The sequence below is a fragment of the Bradyrhizobium sp. USDA 4473 genome (assembly GCF_054063335.1).
Map to the genome: position 1 here is coordinate 7043275 of NZ_JBSSGE010000001.1, position 25878 is coordinate 7069152.

Sequence of the window (25878 nt, forward strand, 5' to 3'; positions counted from 1 at the left end):
GGGAGGCTTCGACGCCGCCATTCACCGCTCATTTGTCGGGGATGGTGAACGGCTGGTTTCCGGATGCGATGATCTATGGTTTCGAAATGGTGGACGCGGCGGATTCCGCGCATCCGGCCGCCTCAAGCCGCCATCAATCGAAAATTTACGGCGAATCAAGTCAGGCGGGTTTTCCGCGATTTTTGGACGGATTTACTTCAATGCGGATACGTCCGGTTTATCGACCGATGCTAACCCTCAAGGCCAATCGCGGCTTCCACCGCGCAAGAAGCAAAAGACAAGACAGACGACCGGGATCGCGCCATGTTCTTCCTGTTGCGTTTGGCATTCTGGCTCGGGCTCGTGCTCGTGCTGCTGCCGAGAGACAAAACTCCTGAAGCGGACAAGACGCCGCAGATCAGCGCCTCGGATGCGGTGTCGGCCGCGACCGCGACGATCAACGACATGGGTCAGTTCTGCAAGCGTCAGCCGTCCGCCTGCGAGGTCGGCGGTCAGGCCGCGACCGCGATCGGCCAGCGCGCGACCGACGGGGCGCGCAAGCTGTACCAGATCATCACCGACAAGAAGCCGCCGGACCACACGGGCTCGATCGGCAAGGACGATACCGATCTGGCCATGGCCGCATCCCGCGACACGCTGACCGCTGACGATCAGAGCATCGAATTCCGCCTGCCGCCGACGCCGTGAGGCAAGCCGGCGTGTTTTCGAGCGGGGCCTGTCTTCACTGGATGCGGGATGGCCGCCGGCTCGCGTGAAGAAAACGCGTCAAAACAACCGGGAACCGGTTCCATTTTCGTCGCTTTCGCAGCGCGGCTTCCTATATAAGCCGTTGAGAATAGGACGCGGGCCACGATGACGACGATCGACGAAATCCGGGACAATTTTGCGCTGCTGGACGAGTGGGATGACCGCTACCGCTATGTCATCGAGCTCGGCCGCACGCTGGAGCCGCTCTCGGAGGCGGAGCACTCGGCCGAGAACAAGGTGCAAGGCTGCGTCAGCCAGGTCTGGCTGTCGAAGCGCATCGCGCGCGACGGCAATGGCGAGCCGCGGCTGATCTATCTCGGCGACAGCGACGCGCACATCGTGCGCGGCCTGGTCGCGATCGTGCTGACGCTGTTTTCCGGGCATACGCCGAAGCAGATCCTCGATACCGATGCGCTGGCGTTGTTCGACGAATTCGGCTTCCGCGACCATCTGACGCCGCAGCGCTCCAACGGCCTGCGCTCGATGGTCGACCGCATCCGCAACGATGCGCGCGAGGCGCTGGCCTCCGCCGCCTAGCGCCGCTTACTTCCGCTTCCTGGCCTGCTGGCCGAGCCCCATTTTCTTGGCGAGCTGCGACCGCGCCACCGCGTAGTTCGGCGCCACCATCGGATAGTCGGCCGGCAGCCCCCATTTGTCGCGATACTGCTCCGGCGTCATGTTGTACTGGGTGCGCAGATGGCGCTTGAGCGATTTGAAGCGCTTGCCGTCCTCGAGGCAGACCAGATATTCCGGCGTGATCGACTTCTTCATCGACACCGCGGGCTTGGCCGGCTCGCTTGGCGCGTCAGCGCGTCCGCTCGACACCCGCAGCAAGGCGGCGTGGACCTGGCTGATCAGGTTCGGAATATCCGAGGCCGGCGTCGGATTGTTGCTGAGATAGGCCGAGACGATGTTTGCGGTCAGCTCGACCGGCGTTTTGCCTGACATATCGGACATGGCTCAACCTTCCCCGTGGTTCCGACGGCCCGGCGCCCACCGGACAGTATCCACGTGCAGCAATACATTAATGGAATCGCGCACTACTTCGCGAATATGAGCGGATTGCAGCAAACCTGACAAGAACCGCGATGTTTCCGGCTTCGCGCCGACCGGGCACAAGTATTGCCGCAGATTTACGGCCTTTGTTCCAGATGCGACCTGAGCTCGTCGATCGAGGCAAACCGCATCATGCCTTCCGGCATCTGCGCTTCGATCGATCCGTCCGAATAGAGCGAATAGGCCATGCCGTCCACCACGCCCGATTTGAGCACGGTCACCGGCGGCTGCTCCTGGGGCGGCGGCGGATGGCCCGATGACGGAGAGGCGGCGGGCGGCTGGGTCTCGCCGAGGGTTGACGGCCGCGGCGTGCGCCGCGGCGCGACATCGACCGATCGCGGGCGGTCGGCCTTCGGCCAGGCATCGTCGAACGTCGCCGGGGCAGGCTCGGCCGCAGCGGCCGGATTCGGACGCAGCTCCGGCGACAGCAGGTCCGGCGTCAACGGTTCGGTGCCACGCGTCTGGGTCCGGTCCTTCCGCGAGGATGAGAACATCAGATTGCGCCGCTTGGGCAGCGCTGCTTCACCGTCAGCAGCCGTTGCGCCCGGCACGGGCGGCGGCACCTCGCCCGACGCGCCGCGCGGGGCGATTTCGTCGTGCCAGGGCGGCGGCGCGGATGGCGGAGCCGCCGCGACCTTCGGCTCGGGCGACGGTGGGAACACCGAATCGTCGGCAGCGTTGCGCGGGGAAGTTGCAGACGGCGATGGACCGCCGGACCGCAGACCCACGGCAACAACCGCGTCGAGCCGTCCGCCCATGGCCTGGAGCTCGCCAAGGACGGCGGCAAGGGCCAGAACGATCGCGCCGGTGCACACGCCAGTCACGCCCGTCGTGATCAACGTGCTGCCGACACTGAATTCCTTGTAGGGGATTCCAAAGCCGACCGCCGCCAAGCCTGCCACAACCAGGCCGGCGCCGACGACCAACAGACCAACCTTCATCGAACTAACCCCCGGAAGACCCAACCGAAAATCGGCCCGGGCCGCCTATGCCACGATACCGTCATATTATCCACACCGCCAACCGCCAATTGTAGAGCAAGTTCCCTAAAATCCCGCTTAATGGGCCGTGATGCGGCACGCGACGGCGATCGCCACGACCGCGTTTGGCGCCGCTCCCGTAGATCTACTGGCTACGAATTGCTGCCAATTTATTGCAACGCATCTGGGAAATTACGCCACAATTACCAATTACTCGGAAACGGAACTGCGCTATGGATGCCGGGGAATGAGGCCCTAAAGCGCCAATCTGGGCCACAGGCACGCCGGTACCACTAGCCATGTCATCGATTACGACGTCTGCCTTCGAGGCGCCTGCACGGCGCTCGGCGGAGAAGACCTGCGACGATCTCGCATTCCTCGTCCTCGGCGTGGTCGCCGTGGTCGCCGGCCTCACATTCCGCGATTACGGTCTCGGCTGGGACGATTACACCCACGCCGAATATGCCGACCTGCTGCTGCGCATGTACGGCTCCGGCTTCAAGGACACCGGCGCGCTGTCGTTTGCCAACCTCTATATGTACGGCGGCGGCTTCGATATGGCCGCGGCCCTGCTGCACAAGGTCATTCCGCTCGAACTGTTCGAGACGCGCCGCCTGCTCGGCGCGATCGTCGGCGTCATCGGCCTTGCCGTCACCTGGCGTCTGGCGCGCCGCGTCGGCGGCCCGCTGGCGGGACTGGCTGCGCTGCTGCTGCTGGCGCTGTGCCCGACCTTCTACGGCCACATGTTCATGAACCCGAAGGATGCGCCGTTCGCCGTGGCGATGATCGTGCTGATCCTGGGTCTCGTCCGCCTGATCGAGCAATACCCGGCGCCCTCGCCGCGCACGATCCTGATCGTGGGCCTGGGGGCCGGCCTGTCGATCGGCTGCCGCGTGCTGGGCGGGCTCGCATTGATCTACGCCGTGGTCGGCTTCATCCCGCTGTTCATCGAGGAATTCCGCAAGCAGGGCGCGCGCGAGGCGACCCACCGCTTTGCCCATGTCGTCTACGTGCTGCTGCCGGGGCTGGTGCTCGGCTATCTCGTGATGGGCCTGATCTGGCCGTGGTCGATCATGGAGCCCGGGCATCCGCTGGAAGCGGTGACCTACTTCTCGCACTTCTTCGAGAAGCCGTGGAAGGAGATGTTCGACGGCGCACTGGTGTCGGTGCCGGACATGCCATGGTCCTATCTGCCCACGCTGTTCGCGCTGCAGCTTCCCGAGGTGCTGCTGGTGCTGCTCACCGCAGCCGTCGTCGTCACCTTCACGTCGCTGTCGCGCAATGACGTGACCGCGAAGCGCAAGTCGATCATGCTGCTGCTGACGCTCGCCGCGACGCTGCCGCTGGTGATCGCGATGGTGAAGCGGCCGGCGCTCTATAACGGCATCCGCCACTTCATCTTCGTGATCCCGCCGATGGCGGTGCTCGCCGGCGTCGCCTTCGCCCGCGGCATGGACTGGCTCGGCGAGAACCGCCGCGCCTGGCAGCCTGCGGCGCTCGCGGTGTTCGCCTTCGGCCTGCTGCTGCCGCTCAGCGAGATGATCCGCCTGCATCCGTATCAATACACGCACTTCAACCACATCGCCGGCACGGTGCGGACCGCCGACAATTTCTTCATGCTGGACTATTGGGGACTGGCGCTGAAGCAGGCTTCCGACGGGCTGCGCGAGCAGCTGGCGGAGCGGCAGGAAGTGCCGCCGCAGCACCGCAAATGGAAGGTCGCGGTGTGCGGACCGCAGCGCCCCGCGCAGGTCGCGCTCGGGCCCGATTTCACGATCGGCTGGGACAGCAACGCCGCCGACTTCGCGATGACGCTCGGCGAGTTCTACTGCAAGGGCCTGGCCGCGCCCGTGATGGTCGAGATCAAGCGCGACGACGTGGTGTTCGCCCGCGTCTACGACATCCGCGGCCGCAGCATCTCGAGCCTGCTGGCGATCCCGGCGCCGTAGCGCCACCCACAGAACAACCATCGCGCGGCTGCCCACCGACGATCGCGGTTCGGATCGTGGGCCGCATGCCGACATGACTGTCACGCCGTTACGCTGCCTTGCTGCGCTCCGGAAGCGGCGCTACGCTTGAATCAAGCAACAACGATCAATGGAGAAATCGCCATGTCGCCAGCGGAAGCGCGTCTGAAGGAAGTGCCATCGAACACGAGTGCAGCGGAGTGGGAGCAGCGGATCAACCTCGCCGCCTGCTACCGGCTGGTCGCGCTCTATGGTTGGGACGATCTGGTCGACACCCACATTTCCGCGCGCGTGCCGGGGCCGGAGCATCACTTCCTGATCAACCCCTACGGGCTGATGTTCGACGAGATCACCGCGTCGAGCCTGGTCAAGGTCGATCTCGACGGCAATCAGCTTTCTGAGAGCGAGTACAGCATCAACCCGGCCGGCTTCACCATCCATTCGGCGATCCACGAGGTGCGCGAGGATGCCGGCTGCGTGCTCCATTTGCACACGGTCGACGGCACCGCGGTGTCGAGCGGCCCCGAGGGGCTGCTGCCGCTGAACCAGACCGCGCAGCTCGTCACCCACGACCTCGCCTATCACGACTATGAGGGCATCGCGCTCGATCACGACGAGCGGCCGCGCCTGCAGCGCGATCTCGGCACCAAGAACCACATGCTGCTGCGCAATCACGGCACGTTGACGGTCGGCCGCTCGGTCGCCTCCGCCTTCGAGCGGATGTACCATCTGGAGCGCGCCTGCTCGATGCAGGTGGCGACCCGCGCGCTCGGCCCGATCGCCTACCCGGTCGACCAGCTCGCCATCGACAAGAACACCGAGCTGCTCTCCAACCCGGACCGCGCCGAGCTGCGCTCGACCCAGCTGGTCTGGCCGCCGCTGCTGCGCAAGCTCGACCGAGTCAATCCCGGCTACCGTGATTGAAAATTTCGCAATCTTCGGATAGGCTGTCCGCCAACACCCTCTGCACGACCTGAATCAAAACGCCGCCCAATCCCGGGCGGCGTTTTCACGTGTAGTTGTGTCTTCGTAGCCCGGATGGAGCGGAGCGCAATCCGGGGTGACGCATCCGCGGATCGACCGTCCCGGATTTCGCTGCGCTTCATCCGGGCTACTCGGTCGCTTTCGAGCGTATTCGCGTCTTGCTTATTTCGCCTCGGCGAACGCCGCCAGAATCCGCGCCCAGGAGCGGATTCCCTTGTGGTAGCTCTTGAGGTCGTACTTCTCGTTCGGCGAATGGATGTTGTCGTCGTCGAGGCCGAAGCCGATCAGCACGCTGTCGAGGCCGAGTGTGCGCTTGAAGTCGGCGACGATCGGAATCGACGCGCCGGAGCCGATCAGCAGCGCCTCCTTGCCCCATTCGTCGGTCAGCGCGCGGCGGGCCGCCGCCAGCGGCTTCATGTTCCAGTCGAGCGCGATCGCCGGCGCACCGGAATGATCGATGAACTCGGCCTTGCAGTCGGCCGGCAGGCGCGCCGTCACATAGTCGCGGAACGCTTTTCGGATCTTCTCGGGATCCTGTCCCTCGACCAGGCGGAACGAGACCTTCGCCGAGGCCTCGGCGGCGATCACGGTCTTGGAGCCCTCGCCGGTGTAGCCGCCGACGATGCCGTTGATGTCGCAAGTCGGGCGCGAGGAGACCTGCTCGATCAGGAGCCGATCCTTTTCGCCGGCCGGCACCGACAGCCCGATCGGCTTGAGGAAGCTGTCCGGCGTCAGGTTGAGTTGCTTCCACTGCGCCAGGATGTCCGGCGGCAGATCCTTCACGCCGTCATAGAAACCGGGGATGGTGATGTGGCCGTTGTCGTCATGCAGGCCGCCGAGAATCCGCGTCAGCACGCGGATCGGGTTCTGCGCGCCGCCGCCGAACACGCCGGAATGCAGGTCGCGGTTGGCGGCCTTGATCTTGACCTCGTCATAGACCAGGCCGCGCAGCGAGGTAGTGATCGCCGGCGTGTTGGGGTCCCACATGCCGGTGTCGCAGACCAGTGCGAAGTCGGCCTTGAGCTCGGCCTTGTTGGCCTCGAGGAACGGCACGAAATTCTTCGAGCCGATCTCCTCCTCGCCCTCGATGACGATGGTGATGTCGACCGGCAGCGATCCCGTCACGCTCTTCCAGGCGCGGCACGCCTCGACGAAGGTCATCAACTGTCCCTTGTCGTCCTCGGCGCCGCGCGCGACGATGATCTTGCGGCCGTCGGCATGGTCGGTCACTACAGGCTCGAACGGCGGCCGATGCCAGAGATTCAGGGGATCGACCGGCTGCACGTCGTAGTGGCCGTAGAACAGCACATGCGGCCGCCCGTCGGTCGCACCGTTCAGCTTGCCGACCACGGCCGGATGACCGGCGGTCGGGCGCACCTCGGTCTTGAAGCCGAGGGTCGCGATATCCTTGGCGAGATGATCGGCAGCCGCCTTGCAGTCATTGGCAAAGGCCGGATCGGCCGAGATCGATTTGATCCGCAGCAGCGTGAACAGCCGCTCGAGGCTGTTGTCGAAATCGGCATCGATGCGGTCGAGGACCGGCTGCAGCTTGGCATTGGACATCGCTTGGATCCTATTGCTTGGACGTTGCCGCCGTTGTAGCGCGCCGGCCGCCGGAGGCAAAGCCGGTTGCCCGTTCGGCTCGGATCGTCGCGATGCTACCTGCGCAGGATTCCGCCGAGCGCGCCGCGCACCAATGCGCGGCCGATCGATCCGCCGACCGATCCACCGACGGACTTGCCGAGATCGGCCACCACGCCGCCGACCACCTTGTCGGTCACCGAGCGCGTGACGTTGCGCGCGATCACCTGCCCGGTCGAGAGCCGGCCGCGCTTGACGTTGGTGCCGAAGATCGTGGCGGCGATGGCCCCGATGTGGCCGAGGATGCCGCCGCCTTCGCCCCCTGAGCCATCGGCCGGCGCCGCGGCACCGGCAAGCCGCTTCTGGATCATCTCGTAGGCGGATTCCGCGTCGATCGCGGTGTCGTATTTGCCCTTCACCGGGCTCGCATCCATGATCGCCTTGCGCTCCTCCGGCGTGATCGGCCCGATCCGCGCCGACGGCGGCCGCACCATGATGCGCTCGACCATCGACGGCGTGCCGCCACCCTCGAGGAACGACACCAGCGCCTCGCCCTTGCCGAGCTCCATGATCACCCGCGCGGTGTCGAGCTTCGGATTGGGCCGGAAGGTCTGCGCTGCAGCTGCGACCGCCTTCTGGTCGCGCGGCGTGAAGGCGCGCAGTGCGTGCTGGACGCGGTTGCCGAGCTGCGCCAGCACCTTGTCCGGCACGTCGATCGGATTCTGGGTGACGAAATAGACGCCGACGCCCTTGGAGCGGATCAACCGCACCACCTGCTCGATCTTGTCCATCAGCGCCTTCGGCGCATCGGTGAACAGCAGATGCGCCTCGTCGAAGAAGAACACCAGCTTGGGCTTCGGCAGGTCGCCGGCCTCCGGCAGTTCCTCGAACAGCTCCGAGAGCATCCAGAGCAGGAACGTGGCGTAGAGCCGCGGGCTCTGCATCAGCTTGTCGGCGACCAGGATATTAACCACGCCGCGGCCGTCGCGGTCGGTGCGCATGAAATCCTTCAGCGTCAGCGCCGGCTCGCCGAAGAATTTCGCGCCACCCTGGTTCTCGAGCACCAGCAGCTGGCGCTGGATCGTTCCGACCGTCGCCTTGGACACGTTGCCGTAGCTCTGCGCGGCCTTGCGGATCGGCGCCAGCGGATCCTCGCCGTCGTCGGCGGCCTTCTTGCTGCCGTCGGGCGCGATCGCATCCAGCAGCGCGCGCAGATCCTTCATGTCGATCAGCGTCAGGCCATTCTCGTCGGCGACGCGGAAGGCGACATTGAGCACGCCCTCCTGCACGTCGTTCAGATCGAGCATCCGCGCGAGCAGCAGCGGTCCCATCTCGGTGACGGTGGCACGCACCGGATGGCCCTGCTCGCCGAACACATCCCAGAATACGGTCGAGAACTGATCGGGCTGGAAGGTCAAGCCCATTTGCTGAGCCCGCTTCACGATAAAGTCCTTGGCCTCGCCGACCTCGGAGATACCGGAGAGATCACCCTTGATGTCGGCTGCGAAAACCGGAACGCCGGCGCGCGCGAACCCTTCGGCCATCACTTGAAGCGAGACGGTCTTGCCGGTTCCGGTCGCGCCGGTGACGAGGCCATGCCGATTGGCAAGTGCCAGCGTCAGCCAGGCTGTCTCCTCGCCCTTGCCGATAAAAATCTTCTCGCCGGTATCGGCCAACTTGTTGTCGGAGGTCGCCATCGCTTCGCCTCTTCACGAAAATTTAGATCGTTTCGATCATCACACCGGGTTCGAAGCTCGAACCCGGTTCGAGATACGAACCCATGCCGTCATGAACCCAAGCCATCATATTGCATGTTGTGGGTCGATTGAAACCGTCAGCGGATGCCGTCGTCTATCGTCGCGCCAGCAGTTCCTCAGATTTTATTCCCGGCAAAGTGACGAAAGGCATTGCGCATTGCGACAAGATGGTGTGAATCCGCCGCTCACTCTTGCAGCGAGGCCACAGTCACGACGCGATCGAAAAAGAATACGAACTGAAATGCGCGGATCGCTTGTATTTCGTGACACAGGCGCTCAAGATAAATCTCCAAGAACGATCCGGCAAAGTCCGGTTGAGGCGGGGCAAGATGGACGAATTGGTTGGGCAGCTGGCCGCAAAGGCCGGCATCGATGGCGCTGTCGCTGAAAAAACCGTCGGCATCGTTCTGGGTTTCCTCCGTAACGAGGGACCTTCCGACAAGGTCCAGGCTCTGATCGATCAAATCCCCGGCGCCGAAGCGGCGATCGCCGCTTCCAACAACAGCGGTGGACTGTCGCGGTTGATGGGCGGCGGCCTGATGGCTGTCGGCACCCGGCTGATGGCGCTTGGCCTGAGCATGAGTGAGATTCAGAACGTCGCGCGTGAGCTTTTCAGGTTCGGCCGCGACAAAATCGGAGCGGATCAAATGGGCGAGATCATCTCGGGGACACCGGGCCTCAGCCAGTTCGCCTGAAGCCCCTCCTCTCGACGCCGTTGCACGTGCGCTCCCTTCTACCTGCATACGAGTATCATGACATACCCACTCTCCGAGATCGAAGGCCTGTCCGCCTATTGCGCCACCAAACTGAAATCGCAGGGAATCCGCACGACCGACGCGCTGCTTGAAGCCGCTCGCACCGTTAGGGGACGCAAGGCGCTCGCCGCCAAGACCGGGATCAGCGAACAGCAACTGCTCGAATGGGCCAACATCTCCGACTACATGCGGATTCCCGGCATGGGCAAGGCGAAGGTCGGGCTGGTTCGCGCCGCCGGCGTCACCACCGTGCGCGAGCTTGCCCACCGCAACCCGTCGCGGCTGGCGCAGAGCATGAAGGACGCCAACGTGCGGCGTAAACTGGTCCGCGTAATGCCGTCGGAGAAATCGGTCGAATTGCTGATTGAAGAGGCACGCAAGCTGCCTCCAAAAATCACCTATTAGCTCACCTATTAGCCAGTCTTAACCGGAAAAGCGGCCGCCGGCGCCAGCCGTCATCGCGACACCTTGACTTGGCGCTGCCGTCAGCGCAAAGCCACCGCATGATGGCGACCAAGCCCATAGCATCGGCGGTGGCCGGCCCGGCCGGAGCTGCGCTGCTGCCGGCCTTGCTGTCGCGGCCTTATCCGGCGGTGATGGGCATCCTGAACGTCACGCCGGACTCGTTCTCCGATGGCGGCAAGTTCATCGCGCCCGAACAGGCGCTGGCGCAGGCCCGCAGACTGGTGGCCGACGGCGTCGACATCATCGACATCGGCGCGGAATCGACCCGCCCCTATGGCTCACAGCCGGTCACGGCCGACGATGAACTGGCGCGGCTGAAGCCTGTGCTGGCCGAGGTGATCGCGCTCGGCGTGCCGGTCTCGATCGACAGCATGAAATCCGAGGTCGTGGCCTGGGCGCTCGACCAGGGCGCTGTGATCGCCAACGACGTCTGGGGCTTGCAGCGCGATGCCGGCATGGCGGCCGTCGTCGCCGCCCGCGGCGTGCCCGTGATCGTCATGCACAATCGCGAAAGCGCCGATCCCGCTATCGACATCATGCAGGACATCACGGCCTTCTTCGAACGCTCGCTCGCGATCGCCGCAAGCGCCGGCATTGCGCCCGACCGGATCGTGCTCGATCCCGGCATCGGCTTCGGCAAGACAGCGGAGCAGAGCATGATCGCGCTGGCGCGGCTCGCCGAACTCGACGCGTTCCGCCTGCCGGTGCTGGTCGGCGCCTCGCGCAAGCGCTTCATCAGCACGGTCGTGCCGTCGGAACCGCAACAGCGGATCGGCGGCTCGCTCGCGGCGCATCTGATCGCCGCACAGCATGGCGCCCGCATCATCCGCGCGCATGACGTCGCCGAAACCGTTCAGGCGCTGCGGGTGGCCGCGGCAATCGAGGGACAGCAATGACCGACACGATCTTCATCACCGGGATCGTCATCCATGCCCGCCATGGCGTGATGGAACATGAGACCGAAGTCGGGCAGCGCTTCGTCATCGACCTCGAGCTCTATACCGACCTCTCGGAATCCTCGCGCACCGACCGCCTCTCCGACACGGTGTCCTATTCCAACGTGGTGGCGACCGCGACGTCGGCGTTCAAGAACACCAATTACAAGCTGCTGGAGCGCGCCGCCGGCGCGGTGGCCGAGGACATCCTGGCGAGCTTCCCGCGCGTCAGGGCGGTCAAGGTCACCGTGCACAAGCCGCACGCGCCAATCGCAGCGATCTTCGACGATGTCGGCGTGGTGCTGACCCGCTCGCGGCATCCGCTGCCCCACAGTTGAACCGATGGCCGACGTCCTGATCGCACTCGGCGGCAATGTCGGCGACGTCCGCACGACGTTTCGCAAGGCGATCGCCAACATCTGCGGCATGACGCAGGCAGCGCTCCTGGCACGCTCGTCGGATTACTCGACGCCGCCCTGGGGCGACCAGCAGCAGGACAGCTTCATCAATGCCTGCATCGAGATCGACACCAGCCTCGATCCGCACGCGCTGCTGTTCACGATGCACAAGATCGAAAGCAAATTCGGTCGCGACCGCAAGAACGAGCAGCGCTGGGGCCCGCGCACCCTCGACCTCGATTTGATCGCCTATGACGACGTCACACTCGAGAAACCGGAACTGACGCTGCCGCATCCGCGTTGGTTCGAACGCGCCTTCGTGCTGGTGCCGCTGGCCGAGATCGTTCCCGAACGCGTCATCGCGGGACGCCGCGTCGCCGATGCGCTGGCCGGGGTCTCGACTGACGGTATTTTCCGCCTTGCGGACCTCGATTAAAGCCGATCGGCCGCAAACAAAAGTTTGGCTTGGCCGCCCGCCCGTGGCAATTTCCGCCCAAATCAAGGGACCTCTCGCGGGGCCGATGAAGGACGATTTGGGCGGATGACGACCTCGACTGACGATTTGCCTCTGGCTTCGGATTTTGCCGCCGCGACCTATGACGACTGGCGCAAGCTGGTCGACGGCGTGCTGAAGGGCGCCCCGTTCGAGAAGCTGGTCGGCAAGACCTATGATGGCCTGAGGATCGATCCGATCTACCGCCGCGCCGCCAACGCTGGCCCGCTTGCCGGCCGTGCCGCTGCAACCCCCTGGCAGATCCTGCAGCGGGTCGATCATCCCGATGCCGCGCAGGCCAATGCGCAGGCGTTGCACGACCTCGAGAACGGCGCGACCGGCCTCGAATTCGAGTTCGCAGGCGGTCCCGGTACGCGCGGCTTCGGTCTCGCCGACGCCAGCAAGAAGACGCTGGCGCGGGCCTGCGGCGGCGTCCATCTCGATGCCGGCATCATGATCGCGCTCAACCCTGTGATCGGACGCGAGAATGCCGGCGAGACGTTTGCCGACATGGTCGAGGCCCGCAAGCTCGATCCGGCCAAGCTCGACCTGCATTTCAATTACCAGGCGCTCAGCACCATGGCGGTGCGCGGCGCCGCCGCCATCGCCTGGCCCAATTACGAAAAGCCGTTCGGCCAGGTCGTCAACGGCCTGATCAAGCGCGGTTTCAAGGGACCGTTCGTGCTGGCCGACGGCCGGCCGGTGCATGATGCCGGCGGATCCGAGGTGCAGGAGCTCGCCTTCACGCTGGCGCTCGGCCTCGCCTATCTGCGCATGCTGGAAGCATCAGGTCTCGACCTCGATGCGGCGCGCGCAGCCATCTCGTTCCGGCTCAGCGCCGACGCCGACCAGTTCCTGACCATGGCGAAATTCCGCGCGCTGCGCCGCCTGTGGGCGCGGATCGAACAAGCCTGCGGTCTTGTGCCGAAGCCGATCTTCGTCAACGCGCAGACCGCCTGGCGGATGCTGACCCAGCGCGACCCCAATGTGAACATGCTGCGCGCGACGATTGCGACCTTTGCCGCCGGGCTCGGCGGCGCCAATGCGATCACCGTGCTGCCGCACACGCTGGCGCTCGGCCTGCCGGATGATTTCGCCCGGCGCGTGGCGCGCAATACGCAACTCGTACTGCTCGACGAGTCCAATCTCGCGAAGGTCTCCGATCCGGCGGCCGGTGCCGGCGGCATCGAGACGCTGACCGCGCAGCTCTGCGAGGCAGCGTGGACGTTGTTCCAGGGGATCGAGAAGGCCGGCGGCATTTTCCCGGCCCTCGAACACGGGCTTATCCAGCAGAAGGTCGCCGCAACGCGGGCGCAGCGCGAAGCCAATGTCGCCAAGCGCCGCGACATCCTGACCGGCGCCAGCGAATTCCCCAACCTGCACGAAGACGTCCCTGCAGTGTTGAACGTGAAACCGTCGGCGCCGGTGTCCACGGCCGACGCCAAGATCAGGTTCGACGCACTGGCGCCGATGCGGCTCGCCGAGCCGTTCGAGTCGCTCCGCGACAAATCGGACGCCGCGCTGAAGGCCCATGGCGCGCGGCCGAAAATCTTCCTCGCCAATCTCGGCACGCCGGCGGATTTCACGGCCCGCGCCACCTTCGCAAAGAGCTTCTTCGAGACTGGCGGGATCGAGGCGGTCGACAGCGAGGGCTTTGCCGATCCGGCGGCGCTCGCCGCGGCCTTCAAGGCCTCCGGCGCCGCGATGGCGTGCATTTGTTCCTCGGACAAGGTCTATGCCGCCAGTGCCGCTGAGGCCGCCAAGGCCCTTCACGGCGCCGGAGCAAGGCATATCTATCTGGCAGGGCGGCCCGGCGACCAGGAAGCGGCGCTGCGGGCGGCCGGCATCGGTGAGTTCGTCTTCGCCGGCGGTGACGCGCTGGCGACATTGCGCGACGCCTATCGGCGGATGGAGCAGACATGACGGCAGAGGCACCAGCGAAACCCGTTCTGACCGGCGGCTGCCAGTGCGGCGCCGTGCGCTTTGCGGTGTCCGCGGCGCCGAACCGGGTCAGCATCTGCCACTGCCGGATGTGCCAGAAGGCCTCCGGTGCGCCGTTCGCCTCGTTCGCCGACATCAACAAGGAGGATTTCGCCTGGACCCGCGGCAAGCCGGCGGCGTTCAAATCCTCCTCGATCGCCGAGCGCGACTTCTGCGCCGCCTGCGGCACGCCGCTCAGCTTCCGTCGGATCGACGGTCCGCGCATCGAGATCATGACCGGCGCCTTCGACCGGCCCGACCGGGTGATCCCGACGCAGCAATTCGGAACCGAATCCCGCCAGGGCTGGGTGGTCGGCATCGCCAATTTGCCGAGCCAGACCACGATGCAGAATTACGGCCCGGACAAGATGGCGACCATCGTCAGCCATCAGCATCCGGACCATGACTAAGGAAGCCCAGGAATGACCCGCATTCCCAATTTCGCCGATGTCGCCTTCCAGCCCGTCGCCGTCGCGGCGCCCGCTGGGAGCGCGGAGCCGTGGCTGACGCCCGAGGGCATTCCGGTGAAGTCCATCTATGGCGAAGCCGATCTCAAAGGCATCGATTTCCTCGAGACCTGGCCCGGCATCGCGCCCTATCTGCGCGGCCCCTACCCGACGATGTATGTCAATCAGCCCTGGACCATCCGGCAATATGCCGGGTTCTCCACGGCGGAGGATTCCAACGCCTTCTATCGCCGCAACCTCGCGGCGGGGCAGAAGGGCCTGTCGGTCGCGTTCGATCTTGCCACCCACCGCGGCTACGACTCGGATCATCCGCGCGTGTCCGGCGACGTCGGCATGGCCGGGGTCGCGATCGATTCCATCTACGACATGCGCACGCTGTTCGCCGGCATCCCGCTCGACCAGATGAGCGTGTCGATGACCATGAACGGCGCGGTGCTGCCGATCCTCGCGCTGTTCGTCGCCGCCGCCGAGGAACAGGGCGTGCCGCCGGAAAAACTGTCGGGGACCATTCAGAACGACATTCTGAAAGAATTCATGGTGCGCAACACCTACATCTATCCACCTAGCCCGTCGATGCGGATCATCTCCGACATCTTCGCCTACACCTCGCAGCGGATGCCGAAATACAACTCCATCTCTATTTCCGGCTACCACATGCAGGAGGCCGGCGCGACGCAGGACCTCGAGCTCGCCTATACGCTGGCCGACGGCGTCGAATATCTGCGCGCGGGCTTGGCCGCGGGCCTCGACGTCGACCGCTTTGCTCCGCGGCTCTCCTTCTTCTGGGCGATCGGCATGAACTTCTTCATGGAAGTCGCCAAGATGCGCGCGGCGCGGCTACTGTGGGCCAAGCTCTTGAAGCAGTTCAACCCCAAGGATCCGCGCTCGCTCAGCCTGCGCACGCACTGTCAGACCTCGGGCTGGTCGCTGACCGCGCAGGACGTGTTCAACAACGTGATGCGCACCACGATCGAGGCGATGGCGGCCACCCAGGGCCACACCCAGTCGCTGCACACCAATGCACTCGACGAGGCCCTGGCGCTGCCGACCGACTTCTCGGCGCGCATCGCCCGCAACACGCAATTGTTCCTGCAACAGGAGAGCGGCACCAACCGCATCATCGATCCCTGGGGCGGCTCATATTATGTCGAGCGGCTGACCCAGGATCTCGCCAAGAAGGCCTGGGGTCACATCCAGGAGGTCGAGGAACTCGGCGGCATGGCCAAGGCGATCGAGGCCGGCGTGCCGAAACTCAGGATCGAGGAAGCCTCCGCCAAGACCCAGGCGCGGATCGATGCCGGCCGCCAGGCGGTGATCGGCGTCAACAAGTTCAAGCCGGAGAACGAGAAGCCGATCGACGTCCTGAAGGTGGAGAACTCCACCGTGCGGCGGTTGCAGATCGACAAGCTGGCGCGGCTCAAGAAGGAGCGTAACCAGGCCGACGTCGATGCGGCGCTGGCCGCGCTGACCCGCTCGGCCGGCGAAGGCAACGGCAATCTGCTGGCGCTGGCGATCGACGCGGCGCGCGCCAAGGCCACCGTCGGCGAGATTTCGGACGCGATGGAAAAAGTGTTCGGCCGCCACCGCGCCGAGATCAAGTCCATCACCGGCGTCTACAAGCGAGAGGCAGCGGCGATGTCCAACAAGGTCGAGAAGGTGCAGGCGCTGATCGATGCGTTCGAGGAGGCCGAAGGCCGCCGCCCGCGCATCCTGGTCGCAAAGATCGGCCAGGACGGCCATGACCGCGGCCAGAAGGTGATCGCATCCGCCTTCGCCGATGTCGGCTTCGACGTCGATATCGGGCCGCTGTTCGCGACCGCCGACGAGGCCGCGCGGCAAGCGGTCGAGAACGACGTCCACATTCTCGGCGTCTCCTCGCTCGCCGCAGCGCATCTCACCGCGGTGCCGGAATTGAAGGCCGCGCTGAAGAAGCATGGCCGCGAGGACATCATGATCATCATCGGCGGCGTGGTGCCGCCGCAGGATTACGATGCGCTCTACGCCTCAGGCGCGGAGGCGATCTTCCCGCCGGGCACCGTGATCTCGGAGGCTGCCGAGGAGCTGATCCACAAGCTCAACGCCCGGCTCGGCCATAGCGAGGCGGCGGAGTAGCGCTGCCGCGCTGCTCTCTCCCACCAGGAGCTTTCCACGCGCGCCGCTCGCTTGCTGACGCCTGTCCGCATCTTGGGCCTTGCCGGCCTGCTGGCTTGCCTCTGCCTTCCGGCACGCGCCGCCGATCCCAAACCCGACGCCACGATCAAGAACGCGAGCATCGAGGCCAGCGTCTATCTCGACGACAAGATCAAGGCGGATAGCGCGCTGGCGGCCGATTGCCTCGCCGAGGGCAAGAAATGGATTGACAAGAACGCCGCCGAGGCTGCCAACGATCGCAAGCAGGAGCCTGAGCTGTTCAAGGAACGCGGCGGCTATTCATTCGAGCGCAAATATTCGGTGCGCTCCGTCGTCGACGGCCGCTATGTCAGCGTGCTGCGCGACGACTACATGAACACTCTGGGCGCGCATCCGAACTCCGACGTCAATACCATCCTGTGGGACACGACAGCAAAGAAGCGCATCAGCATCCGCCCGTTCTTCACCGAGACCGCGGATAGCGGCCCGACGCTAGCGGCGATCCGCAAGGCGGTCATCGCGGCGCTCAACGCCGAGAAGAAGCGGCGCGACGCCGGCGAGACGGCGAGCGCCCAGTGGTACAAGGAGCTGAAGCCGACCCTGCTCAAGATCGGCGCCGTGACGCTGGCGCCGTCGACCGTATCGGGCAAGAGCTCCGGCCTGACCTTCCACTACCCGCCCTATGCCGTCGGCCCCTACGCCGAAGGCCAATATGTGATCTTCGTGCCATGGGAGACGCTGAAGCCGTATCTGACGCCGCAAGGCGCAAGGATCTTCGCCGGCACGCGGCCGACGGGCGACGCGGACGAGCAGCGATAGTTCGTACCCCGCATGAGCGAAGCGATATGCGGCACCGGTTTCCCCTGACATTGCGGAGCCTGTCATCGGACGCGCGTTTGCGCGAGCCGCTGGCTCACCCGGGCTACGGGTTACGGCACGATTTCTGGATAATGGAAGATTGCCGCTGAGTTGCCCGACGTGTCAAGTCGTCTTGTCGAGCGCCGGTAGCCGCTACCGGCTCCTTTGCATGGGGTTGTTCCTCGACATTTTGGTAGTGCGCCCCTGCGACGTGCCAATACGCGTTCCCCTCGCCTGCAACCAGCAGCCGTTGTAAAGCAAGGCCATGACCGCATCGAAGCCCGCATCTCCCGACATCCGCGCCCTTGCCCGTGACCTGCGTGCCGGCCACCGCGCCGCGCTGGCGCGGGCGATCACGCTGGTCGAGAGTAGGCGTAGCGATCACCAGGCCGCCGCGCGCGAGCTGGTGCAGGCGCTGCTGCCCGACACCGGCAAGGCGGTGCGGGTCGGCATCACCGGCTCGCCCGGCGTCGGCAAATCGACCACCATCGATGCGCTCGGCATGTTCCTGATCGAGCGCGGCCACAAGGTCGCGGTGCTGGCGGTCGATCCCTCCTCGGCGCGCACCGGCGGCTCGATCCTCGGCGACAAGACGCGGATGGCGCGGCTCGCCGGCTCCGATCAAGCCTTCATCCGCCCCTCGCCCTCCTCGGGCACGCTCGGCGGCGTCGCGGCGAAGACCCGCGAGGCGATGCTGCTCTGCGAGGCCGCCGGCTTCGACGTGGTGCTGGTCGAGACCGTCGGCATCGGCCAGTCCGAGACCGCGGTCTGCGACATGACCGACTTCTTCCTGGCGCTGATGCTGCCCGGCGCCGGCGACGAGCTGCAGGGCATCAAGAAGGGCCTGGTCGAGCTCGCCGACATGATCGCGATCAACAAGGCCGACGGCGACAACCTCAAGCGCGCCAACCTCGCCGCCGCCGACTATCGCAGCGCGCTGCACATTCTGGCGCCGCGCTCCGAGCATTGGCATCCGCCGGTCGAGACCTATTCGGCGCTGACCGGCGCCGGGCTCGACAGGCTCTGGCGGAAGATCCTCGACCACCGCACCGCGATGAACGCTTCGGGCGAGTTCGCGGGTCGCCGCAGGGAGCAGCAGGTGAAGTGGATGTGGTCGATGCTGGAGAGCCGGATGATGGCGCGGTTGCGCACGGACGCTGCGATCCGCACCAAGGTGAAGAAGATGGAAGCCGAGGTCGCCGCCGGCCGCATCTCGCCCGCGATCGCCGCCGAACAGATCGCGGAGATGCTGCATTGAGCGGGAAGCTGCGCATCCTGCTCACCGGCTTCGGCCCGTTCCCGGGCGCGCCGTTCAACCCGACCATGCCGCTGGTGAAACGGCTGACCGCGCTGCGCCGCCCCGCCTTCGACGACGTTGCGCTATCGAGCCACATCTTCGACGTCACCTACGCCACCGTCGACCGCGAATTGCCGGAGCTGATCGCAGGGCATCGCCCGCAGGCGCTGTTGATGTTCGGCCTCGCCGGCCGCGGCGCCCATCTGCGGATCGAAAGCCGCGCCCGCAACGCGGTCACCACCCTGTTCCCCGATGCCGGACGCCAGCATGCGCGCAAGCGCTCGATCGCAGGCGGCGCCGACGCGCAACTGTTCGGGCCACACACCAAAAAATTGCTGCGTGCGGCGCTCGCGACCGGCATCGACGCGCGGGCCTCGCGCGATGCCGGCAGCTATCTCTGCAACTATCTGAGCTGGCGCGCGATCGAGGCCGTCAACGGCGACAACGGCCTGCACCTCGCGCAATTCGTCCATGTGCCGCCGCTCGCCCATGACGGAACGGCGGCAGCGGGCAAATCATCGATCACGCTGGAAGCGCTGGTCGATGCCGGCGAAGCCATGCTGCTGGAGCTGGTCAAGCTGACCCGGCAGGCCGCGCGCGCGTGAGCGCACGGCGCAGCCCTCGCTCACTGCATCTGCATGATGCGATCCATCGGCGGCATATTCTGATTGAGATGCTGCATGATCCAGATGGAGCCGCCAACAACCAGGAAGACAATCAGCAGGCCGAACGCCAATGCCAGGACGTTATTGGTGTTGTCAGGTCCTGTCGTGATGTGCAGGAAGAACACGAGATGCACGCCCATCTGCGCGATTGCGAGCACGATGATGGCGATGGGAATGCTCGGCTGCCAGACCAGATCGGTTCCGGCGATGAAGAATGAGGTGGCGGTCAGCAGCAACGCCAGGCCAAGGCCGAGCACATAACCCAGCAATCTGGCGCGAAGATCATGTTCCCCTTCATCGCCCGGGGCAACGTCGTGCCGTTCGATGAGATGTTCGGACGACTCGGTCATGGCGCACCTCCGAGCAGGTAAACGACCGAAAACACGGCGACCCAGATGATGTCGAGCGCATGCCAGAACAGCGCGAAGCAGATGATGCGGCGCATGATATCGGCGCGAAAGCCCTTGGCGAACACTTGGGCCATCATCGTGAGCAGCCACAAGATCCCGGCCGAGACATGGAGGCCATGGCATCCGACCAGCGAGAAGAACGCCGTCAGGAAGGCGCTGCGCGACGGTCCGAAGCCGCGGGACACCAGATCGGCGAACTCCCGGAACTCGATGGCGAGGAATGCAAGCCCCAGCACGCAGGTGACCGCCATCGACAGGTAGAACCAGAGCCTGTTGCGAAGGTCGGCTGCGATGCTGGCCATGCCGCAGGAGAAACTCGACAGCAACAGACATACGGTCTCGACCGCGAGACTCTTCTGGTCGAATATCTCCGACCCCTTCGGGCCGTCGGCGGTCTGATTGACCAGCACCGCGTAGGCCGCGAAGAAGCAGGAGAACATCACGATGTCGGAGAGCAGGAATATCCAGAAGCCATAGGCCGTCACGATGCGTTTCGGCGCAGGCCCCGGATGTTCGACTGCACGCCCGAGGTGATGCGGGTCGGCATGCGCGTCGGTGATGGTCGCGGCGATTGCCATCACAGCGTACCCGCAGCGCTGACGAGGTCTCGGCGCTCCTCGATATTGAGGCGATCGATCCGCGAGACCTCGGCCGCCGGAATGACGTACTCGTCATGGTCGCGCCAGGCGAACACCACGAATGTCGCGAATGCGCCCAGACCGCCGAGGATCACCATCCACCAGATGTGCCAGATCAGCGCAAAACCCATGACGGTGGCGAAGAATGCGCAGACGAAGCCGGTCGGCGAGTTCCTCGGCATTTCGATGTCCTCATACTCGTGCTCGAAGCGATCCTCGAGCTGCTGCCCCTTGGCGTGCAGCTTGAGCGCCCAATAGGCATCCTCACCGCGTACGTTCGGATAGAAGGCGAAGTTGAACACCGGCGGCGGTGACGACGTTGCCCATTCCAGTGAACGGCCGTCCCAGGGATCGCCGGTGCGATCGCGCAACGCCGCACGGTTGCGGATGCTCACCACGAGCTGTATGACCTGGCACAATACGCCGATCGTCAGCACCGCCATGCCGGCCGCGGCCACGAGCATCCACGGCCGCCACTCCGCAACGTCGTAATGTTGCATGCGCCGGGTCATGCCGAGCAGTCCCACGACGTAAAGCGGCATGAAGGTGAGATAAAAGCCGGTGAAGGTAAACCAGAACGCCGCTTTGCCCCAGCGTTCGTCGAGACGGAAGCCGAAAGCCTTCGGAAACCAGTATTCAAAGCCGGCGAAGGCGCCGAACAGCACGCCGCCGATGATCACGTTGTGGAAATGAGCGACCAGGAACATGCTGTTGTGGAGCAGAAAATCGGCTGGCGGCACCGCGACGAGAACGCCGGTCAACCCACCGATGATGAAGGTAACCATGAAGCCGACCGACCACAGCATCGGCGTCGCGAAGCGGATGCGGCCGCCATACATGGTGAACAGCCAGTTGTAGATCTTCACGCCCGTCGGCACAGCGATGATCATGCTGGCGATTCCGAAGATCGAATTGACGTCGGGTCCCGCGCCCATGGTGAAGAAGTGATGGAGCCACACCATGAAGGAGATGACGCAGATCGCCATCGTGGCGAGCACCATGGAGCGGTAACCGAACAACGGCTTCCCGGAGAAGGTCGACACCACCTCCGAATAGATGCCGAAGGCCGGCAGCACAAGGATGTAGACTTCGGGATGTCCCCACGCCCAGATCAGGTTCATGAACATCATGACATTGCCGCCGGCTTCGTTGGTGAAGAAGTGGAAGCCGAGATAGCGGTCGAGCAGAAGCATCGCGAGGGTCGCGGTCAGGATCGGAAAAGCCGCGACAATCAGCAGGTTCGAAGCAAGGGTGGTCCAGCAGAACATCGGCATGCGCAGATAGTTCATGCCCCTGGTGCGCAGCTTCAGCACAGTGGTGACGAGATTGATACCCGCCACCAGCGTTCCTACTCCGGAGATCTGGAGCGACCAGGCGTAATAGTCGACGCCGACGCCCGGCGAGTAGGACAGCTCTGAGAGTGGCGGAAAGGCCAGCCAGCCGGTGCGCGCGAATTCGCCGACCACGAGCGAGACATTGACCAGCAACGCGCCGGTCGCAGTCAACCAGAAGCCGACCGAATTGAGGGTTGGAAAGGCGACGTCGCGCACGCCGAGTTGCAAAGGCACGACGAGGTTCATCAACCCGATCACGAACGGCATCGCCACGAAGAAAATCATGATGGTGCCGTGAGCCGAGAAGATCTGGTTGTAATGCTCCGGCGGCAGATAGCCTTGCGATTGATAGGCGATCGCCTGCTGGATTCGCATCATGATGGCGTCGCTGCCGCCGCGCAGCAGCATCACCGAAGCAAGCAGGATGTACATGACGCCGATCCGTTTGTGATCGACGCTGGTGATCCATTCATGCCAGAGATAGGGCAGATGTCCCTTGGCGATGACCCAAGCGAGCACCGCCAGTATCGCGATCAGCACCACGGCGCCCGCGACCAGCGGAATCGGCTGATCGAGCGGAATCGCCGACCAATCAAGCTTACCGAGCATCGTGCTCTCCACTGCGCTCGCGTCCGGCATTCGCGCTGATCTGCGGCCCCGGACCCGGCGGAATGTGCTGGGTTGCGATCATGTCGAACAGCCGTGGGTCCTCCAGCCGGAAAGTCGGCCTTCCCTTTTCGACCGATTGCTGCATCAGCTTCCTGTAGGAGGCCTCGTTGAGTATGGAATCGGATTTCGCCGTCTCGGCCACCCAGTCCGGGAAAGCGAGCGGCGAGATGACGTTGACGTCGAACATCATGTCGGGAAATCCGTCGCCGGAGAAATGCGCCGAAAGTCCCTGCAGCTTGCCTTCATTGTCGGCACGCAGGTTCAGCTTCGTCACCATGCCGTTCATGGTGTAGATCATGCTGCCGAGTTGCGGGACGAAGAAGACGTTCATCACGCTCGAGGATGTCAGCTCGAAATTCAGCTCAGCTCCAGCCGGCACGGTCAGCGCATTGACGGTGGCGATGCGCTGGTCCGGGTAGATGAAGAGCCATTTCCAATCGAGCGAGACGGCCTGAACGCGGACGGGCGCCCCGGTTCCCGGCACCGGCGCTGCGGGATCGAGCTGATGCGAGCCGATCCAAGCCACGCCGCCGAGCAGGATGATCGTGAGCGCAGGGATCGCCCAGACCACCATTTCGACACGTCCGGAATAGACGAAGGACGGCTGATATCGGGCGTGCGGATTCGAAGCGCGAAACCACCAGGCGAACGCCAGGATAGCGACAATGGTCGGCACCACGATCGCCAGCATGATCGCGATCGAGTCGATCAGGATCATCTTGTCGGCGATAGCGACTGGACCTTGCGGATGGAGGATGTTCACGGGAAGCCGATCTCAAGTATGGCTTGAGTGGTTGCAGACACGCGCCCTGCGTGACCTGCCCAAACGCGCCGGGAACGTCGCGGTTCCTAAGCTGAGATGGAGTTCGATCGAACGTATCCGGCAGGAATCTTGCAGGTCCTGGAAGAGGGCGTCTCGCGATCCTCCCGGGCGGGTGGGAATGCGGGGGCGGCACGCGATGCCGGCATCTGTCTCTGCCAAACCGAGCTGGCGCGCGATCGAGGCCCTGACTGGCGACAGTGGCCTCGCCTCGCGCAGGTCATCCGATTGCTTGACTGCTTGACGTGAATAGGTTGCACCCGGGATTAACCCTACCGCCAACAATCGCCCGGTTGCGTCGGCGTGTTCACCATGCAGCACCGGGTTTCGCGCTACCACTCGATCCGCGAACGTCACCGCTCGCGACTATGTGCGAGGGCCATGCCCATGGACGTCAACCGCCGCCATCTGATCGGAGCAACCGCCGCAGGCGCAGCCGGTGCGCTTGCGATGTCGCCGGATGCCGCGCGCGCGGCGCAATCGGCCGGCTCGCTCGGCCGCGACGTCACCCAATATGGTGTCCGCCCCGGCAGCCCCGACGACCAGACCCGCAATCTGCAACGCGCGATCGACGACGCCGCGCGCGCGCAGGTGCCGCTGGCGTTCCCGCCCGGCATCTATCGCAGCGGCCTGTTGCGGCTTGCGCCCGGCAGCCAGCTGATCGGCGTGCGCGGCGCCAGCCGGCTCGTCTTCAACGGCGGCGCCGCGCTGCTGGAAGCCGAAGGCGCCGACGGCATCGTCCTGATGGGCCTCACCTTCGACGGCGGCAGCATCCCGCTGCCGGCGCGGCGCGGCCTGCTGCATTGCCTGTCCGGGCGCGACATCCGCATCACCGATTGCCAGCTCACAGGCAGCGGCGGCGCCGGCATCTGGTTCGAGCAGATGTCGGGCGACGTCAGCAACAATGTCTTCACCGACATCGCGAGCACGGCATTGGTGTCGTTCGACGCGCTCGGCCTGATGGTCGCGCGCAACACCATCAAGGGCACCAACGATAACGGCATCGAGATCCTGCGCAGTGCGATCGGCGACGACGGCTCGATCGTTGCCGACAACCGCATCGAGGACATCAAGGCCGGCCCCGGCGGCTCCGGGCAGTACGGCAACGCCATCAACGCGTTCCGCGCCGGCAATGTGATCGTGCGCGGCAACCGCATCAGGAACTGCGACTTCTCCGCGGTGCGCGGCAATTCGGCGTCCAACATCCACATCACCGACAACAGCGTCAGCAATGTCCGCGAGGTGGCGCTCTATTCGGAATTCTCATTCGAGGCCGCTGTGATCGCCAACAACACCGTCGACGGCGCCGCAATCGGCGTCTCCGTCTGCAACTTCAACGAGGGCGGCCGCATCGCGGTGGTCCAGGGCAACATCATCCGCAATCTGCTGCCGAAGCGCCCCGTCGGTACCGACCCGAACGACGGCGCCGGCATCGGCATCTATGTCGAGGCCGACAGCACCGTGACCGGCAACGTGATCGAGAATGCGCCGACCTTCGGCATCGTCGCCGGCTGGGGCAAGTACCTGCGCGATGTCGCGATATCAGGCAATGTGATCCGCAAGGCGTTCGTCGGCATCGGCGTCTCGGTGGTGCCGGGCGCCGGCTCCGCGCTGATCAACAACAACATGATCGCGGAAACCCCAGGCGGCGCGGTGGTCGGGCTCGACCACGCCCGCCCGATCACGTCGGATCTGTCGGCGGGCGGCGCCCAGCAAGTTGCCCAGCTCGTTGTCGGCGCCAATGCAGTGCGGCGTTAGCGCCTCTTGTTTGAGCATGATCTTTCGGAAAACCGCTTCACAGTTTTCCGGATCATGCTCTACAGCGCGTTGCGCAGCAGCGGATAGCGGCGCTGAATGGTGTCGAGATCGAGCACCGGCGGCCGCGCAGCCGGAGGCGGCATCTCCAGCGGCGGCGCGTCGGTCACGGTGGGCGGCTCCTCCAGCACCTCGGCTGCCGTCTCCAGCGCGGCTGCAACCGCGGTCATCGCGGCCTCCGCCAGTGTGGCGGCCTCCGACCGGCGCTCCGGTGCCGGCGAGATGCGGCGCGGCGGCAGGATCGAGCTGCCGCGGCCGAGCCAGGACAAGTCGATCGGCGAATTGTCGAGCGCAGCTTCGCGCGTCAGCAATTCCCGCCAGATCTCGACCGCGGCCCGTGCTTCCCTGATGTTCTCGAGAAAGGCCTGCTCGCTGTGATAGCGGCGCCAGCGTCCGGTCTCGAACAGTTCGGTAAGGTGTTCCAGCCTTTGCTCGGCAAGGTTGCACCAGCGCGCAACAATTTCCTGGCCTCTGGCCACGTCGGTCCGATGTGTCATTCAAACTTGCCCGCAGGGAAAGAGACGGACGCAGACGCAACCGAACCGAATCAACTGGACGCGACCCTGATATTCTGTGGAAAAGGTAAATAAAGTCTAACTGAATTCTTAATCGGGAATGGGCGATCAAAGAAGTCCGCTCGACTACGGAGTTTCTTGCGCGAACCATCGTCAGGTCAT

25 protein-coding genes are annotated in these 25878 nt (G+C 64.8%); 16 read left to right on the forward strand and 9 right to left on the reverse strand.

Annotated features, from left to right (window positions below):
* Positions 1-303 precede the first annotated feature (303 nt).
* Both ACVW17_RS33210 and ACVW17_RS33215 read left to right on the forward strand, forming a co-directional pair.
* Positions 304-687 (forward strand): DUF5330 domain-containing protein, encoded by a 384-nt coding sequence (locus ACVW17_RS33210; RefSeq protein WP_456755800.1) that lies wholly within the window; start codon positions 304-306, stop codon positions 685-687.
* A 165-nt stretch (positions 688-852) separates the two neighbouring features.
* Positions 853-1284, forward strand: a complete 432-nt coding sequence (locus ACVW17_RS33215; RefSeq protein WP_456755801.1) for a SufE family protein — start codon at positions 853-855, stop codon at positions 1282-1284.
* A 6-nt stretch (positions 1285-1290) separates the two neighbouring features.
* Here the strand turns inward: ACVW17_RS33215 and ACVW17_RS33220 are convergent, their stop codons facing one another.
* Together ACVW17_RS33220 and ACVW17_RS33225 are read right to left on the reverse strand one after the other, a co-directional pair.
* Positions 1291-1704 carry a MucR family transcriptional regulator gene (locus ACVW17_RS33220; protein WP_456755802.1) on the reverse strand — a complete coding sequence of 138 codons (414 nt, stop codon included), beginning with the start codon at positions 1702-1704 and terminating at the stop codon, positions 1291-1293.
* A gap of 176 nt (positions 1705-1880) precedes the next feature.
* The gene (locus ACVW17_RS33225) at positions 1881-2729 is read right to left on the reverse strand and encodes a DUF308 domain-containing protein (protein WP_456798337.1); all 849 of its coding nucleotides are present in this window, start codon (positions 2727-2729) and stop codon (positions 1881-1883) included.
* A gap of 353 nt (positions 2730-3082) precedes the next feature.
* Here ACVW17_RS33225 and ACVW17_RS33230 point away from each other — a divergent pair, with 353 nt between their 5' ends.
* Together ACVW17_RS33230 and ACVW17_RS33235 are read left to right on the forward strand one after the other, a co-directional pair.
* Positions 3083-4732 carry a glycosyltransferase family 39 protein gene (locus ACVW17_RS33230; protein ID WP_456755804.1) on the forward strand — a complete coding sequence of 550 codons (1650 nt, stop codon included), beginning with the start codon at positions 3083-3085 and terminating at the stop codon, positions 4730-4732.
* A 162-nt stretch (positions 4733-4894) separates the two neighbouring features.
* Positions 4895-5674, forward strand: a complete 780-nt coding sequence (locus tag ACVW17_RS33235) for a class II aldolase/adducin family protein (protein ID WP_456755805.1) — start codon at positions 4895-4897, stop codon at positions 5672-5674.
* Positions 5675-5896: 222 nt separating this feature from the next.
* Here the strand turns inward: ACVW17_RS33235 and ACVW17_RS33240 are convergent, their stop codons facing one another.
* Complete coding sequence (locus ACVW17_RS33240; RefSeq protein ID WP_456755806.1) at positions 5897-7297, reverse strand: M20/M25/M40 family metallo-hydrolase; 1401 nt, start codon at positions 7295-7297, stop codon at positions 5897-5899.
* Between the two features lie 95 nt (positions 7298-7392).
* On the reverse strand, positions 7393-9012 hold the full coding sequence (locus ACVW17_RS33245; protein ID WP_456798338.1) for a helicase HerA-like domain-containing protein: 1620 nt from the start codon (positions 9010-9012) through the stop codon (positions 7393-7395).
* Positions 9013-9401: 389 nt separating this feature from the next.
* Between ACVW17_RS33245 and ACVW17_RS33250 the strand changes: the two genes are divergently transcribed.
* From ACVW17_RS33250 to ACVW17_RS33300, 11 genes are all read left to right on the forward strand, one after another.
* Positions 9402-9767: a DUF2267 domain-containing protein gene (locus ACVW17_RS33250; RefSeq protein WP_456798339.1), complete on the forward strand. Its 366-nt coding sequence runs from the start codon at positions 9402-9404 to the stop codon at positions 9765-9767.
* A 57-nt stretch (positions 9768-9824) separates the two neighbouring features.
* Entirely contained in the window at positions 9825-10232 is a 408-nt protein-coding gene (locus ACVW17_RS33255) for a DUF4332 domain-containing protein (protein ID WP_456755808.1), read from the forward strand.
* 98 nt (positions 10233-10330) lie between these two features.
* Positions 10331-11188 carry a dihydropteroate synthase gene (folP, locus tag ACVW17_RS33260; RefSeq protein WP_456755809.1) on the forward strand — a complete coding sequence of 286 codons (858 nt, stop codon included), beginning with the start codon at positions 10331-10333 and terminating at the stop codon, positions 11186-11188.
* On the forward strand, positions 11185-11565 hold the full coding sequence (gene folB, locus ACVW17_RS33265; RefSeq protein WP_456755810.1) for a dihydroneopterin aldolase: 381 nt from the start codon (positions 11185-11187) through the stop codon (positions 11563-11565). Before folP ends, folB begins: the two co-directional genes overlap by 4 nt.
* 4 nt (positions 11566-11569) lie before the next feature.
* A complete protein-coding gene (folK, locus tag ACVW17_RS33270; RefSeq protein ID WP_456755811.1) occupies positions 11570-12061 on the forward strand; it encodes a 2-amino-4-hydroxy-6-hydroxymethyldihydropteridine diphosphokinase in 492 nt (163 codons plus the stop codon).
* A 105-nt stretch (positions 12062-12166) separates the two neighbouring features.
* Positions 12167-14041 carry a methylmalonyl-CoA mutase family protein gene (locus ACVW17_RS33275; protein WP_456755812.1) on the forward strand — a complete coding sequence of 625 codons (1875 nt, stop codon included), beginning with the start codon at positions 12167-12169 and terminating at the stop codon, positions 14039-14041.
* Positions 14038-14508 carry a GFA family protein gene (locus tag ACVW17_RS33280; protein WP_456755813.1) on the forward strand — a complete coding sequence of 157 codons (471 nt, stop codon included), beginning with the start codon at positions 14038-14040 and terminating at the stop codon, positions 14506-14508. Before ACVW17_RS33275 ends, ACVW17_RS33280 begins: the two co-directional genes overlap by 4 nt.
* Positions 14509-14520: 12 nt before the next feature.
* Positions 14521-16677: a methylmalonyl-CoA mutase gene (scpA, locus tag ACVW17_RS33285; RefSeq protein ID WP_456755814.1), complete on the forward strand. Its 2157-nt coding sequence runs from the start codon at positions 14521-14523 to the stop codon at positions 16675-16677.
* A 51-nt stretch (positions 16678-16728) separates the two neighbouring features.
* Entirely contained in the window at positions 16729-17514 is a 786-nt protein-coding gene (locus ACVW17_RS33290; protein WP_456755815.1) for a DUF3298 domain-containing protein, read from the forward strand.
* Positions 17515-17818: 304 nt separating this feature from the next.
* The gene (gene meaB, locus ACVW17_RS33295; protein ID WP_456755816.1) at positions 17819-18811 is read left to right on the forward strand and encodes a methylmalonyl Co-A mutase-associated GTPase MeaB; all 993 of its coding nucleotides are present in this window, start codon (positions 17819-17821) and stop codon (positions 18809-18811) included.
* Entirely contained in the window at positions 18808-19455 is a 648-nt protein-coding gene (locus ACVW17_RS33300) for a pyroglutamyl-peptidase I family protein (RefSeq protein ID WP_456755817.1), read from the forward strand. The genes meaB and ACVW17_RS33300 overlap by 4 nt, the downstream gene beginning before the upstream one ends.
* Before the next feature lie 20 nt (positions 19456-19475).
* Here the strand turns inward: ACVW17_RS33300 and cyoD are convergent, their stop codons facing one another.
* Genes cyoD through ACVW17_RS33320 form a run of 4 tightly spaced genes read right to left on the reverse strand, consistent with a single transcriptional unit; the run spans position 19476 to position 23329 of the window.
* Complete coding sequence (gene cyoD / locus ACVW17_RS33305) at positions 19476-19865, reverse strand: cytochrome o ubiquinol oxidase subunit IV (RefSeq protein WP_456755818.1); 390 nt, start codon at positions 19863-19865, stop codon at positions 19476-19478.
* Positions 19862-20503, reverse strand: coding sequence for a cytochrome (ubi)quinol oxidase subunit III (locus ACVW17_RS33310; protein ID WP_456755819.1), 642 nt, complete (start codon positions 20501-20503; stop codon positions 19862-19864). The genes cyoD and ACVW17_RS33310 overlap by 4 nt, the downstream gene beginning before the upstream one ends.
* Positions 20503-22506: a cytochrome o ubiquinol oxidase subunit I gene (gene cyoB, locus ACVW17_RS33315; RefSeq protein ID WP_456755820.1), complete on the reverse strand. Its 2004-nt coding sequence runs from the start codon at positions 22504-22506 to the stop codon at positions 20503-20505. The genes ACVW17_RS33310 and cyoB overlap by 1 nt, the downstream gene beginning before the upstream one ends.
* The gene (locus ACVW17_RS33320) at positions 22496-23329 is read right to left on the reverse strand and encodes a cytochrome ubiquinol oxidase subunit II (protein ID WP_456798340.1); all 834 of its coding nucleotides are present in this window, start codon (positions 23327-23329) and stop codon (positions 22496-22498) included. The genes cyoB and ACVW17_RS33320 overlap by 11 nt, the downstream gene beginning before the upstream one ends.
* A 444-nt stretch (positions 23330-23773) precedes the next feature.
* Here ACVW17_RS33320 and ACVW17_RS33325 point away from each other — a divergent pair, with 444 nt between their 5' ends.
* Positions 23774-25144, forward strand: a complete 1371-nt coding sequence (locus ACVW17_RS33325) for a TIGR03808 family TAT-translocated repetitive protein (RefSeq protein ID WP_456755822.1) — start codon at positions 23774-23776, stop codon at positions 25142-25144.
* 59 nt (positions 25145-25203) lie between these two features.
* Here ACVW17_RS33325 and ACVW17_RS33330 read toward each other — a convergent pair whose 3' ends face one another.
* Positions 25204-25698, reverse strand: coding sequence for a TIGR03809 family protein (locus ACVW17_RS33330; protein WP_456755823.1), 495 nt, complete (start codon positions 25696-25698; stop codon positions 25204-25206).
* Positions 25699-25878: the final 180 nt, after the last annotated feature.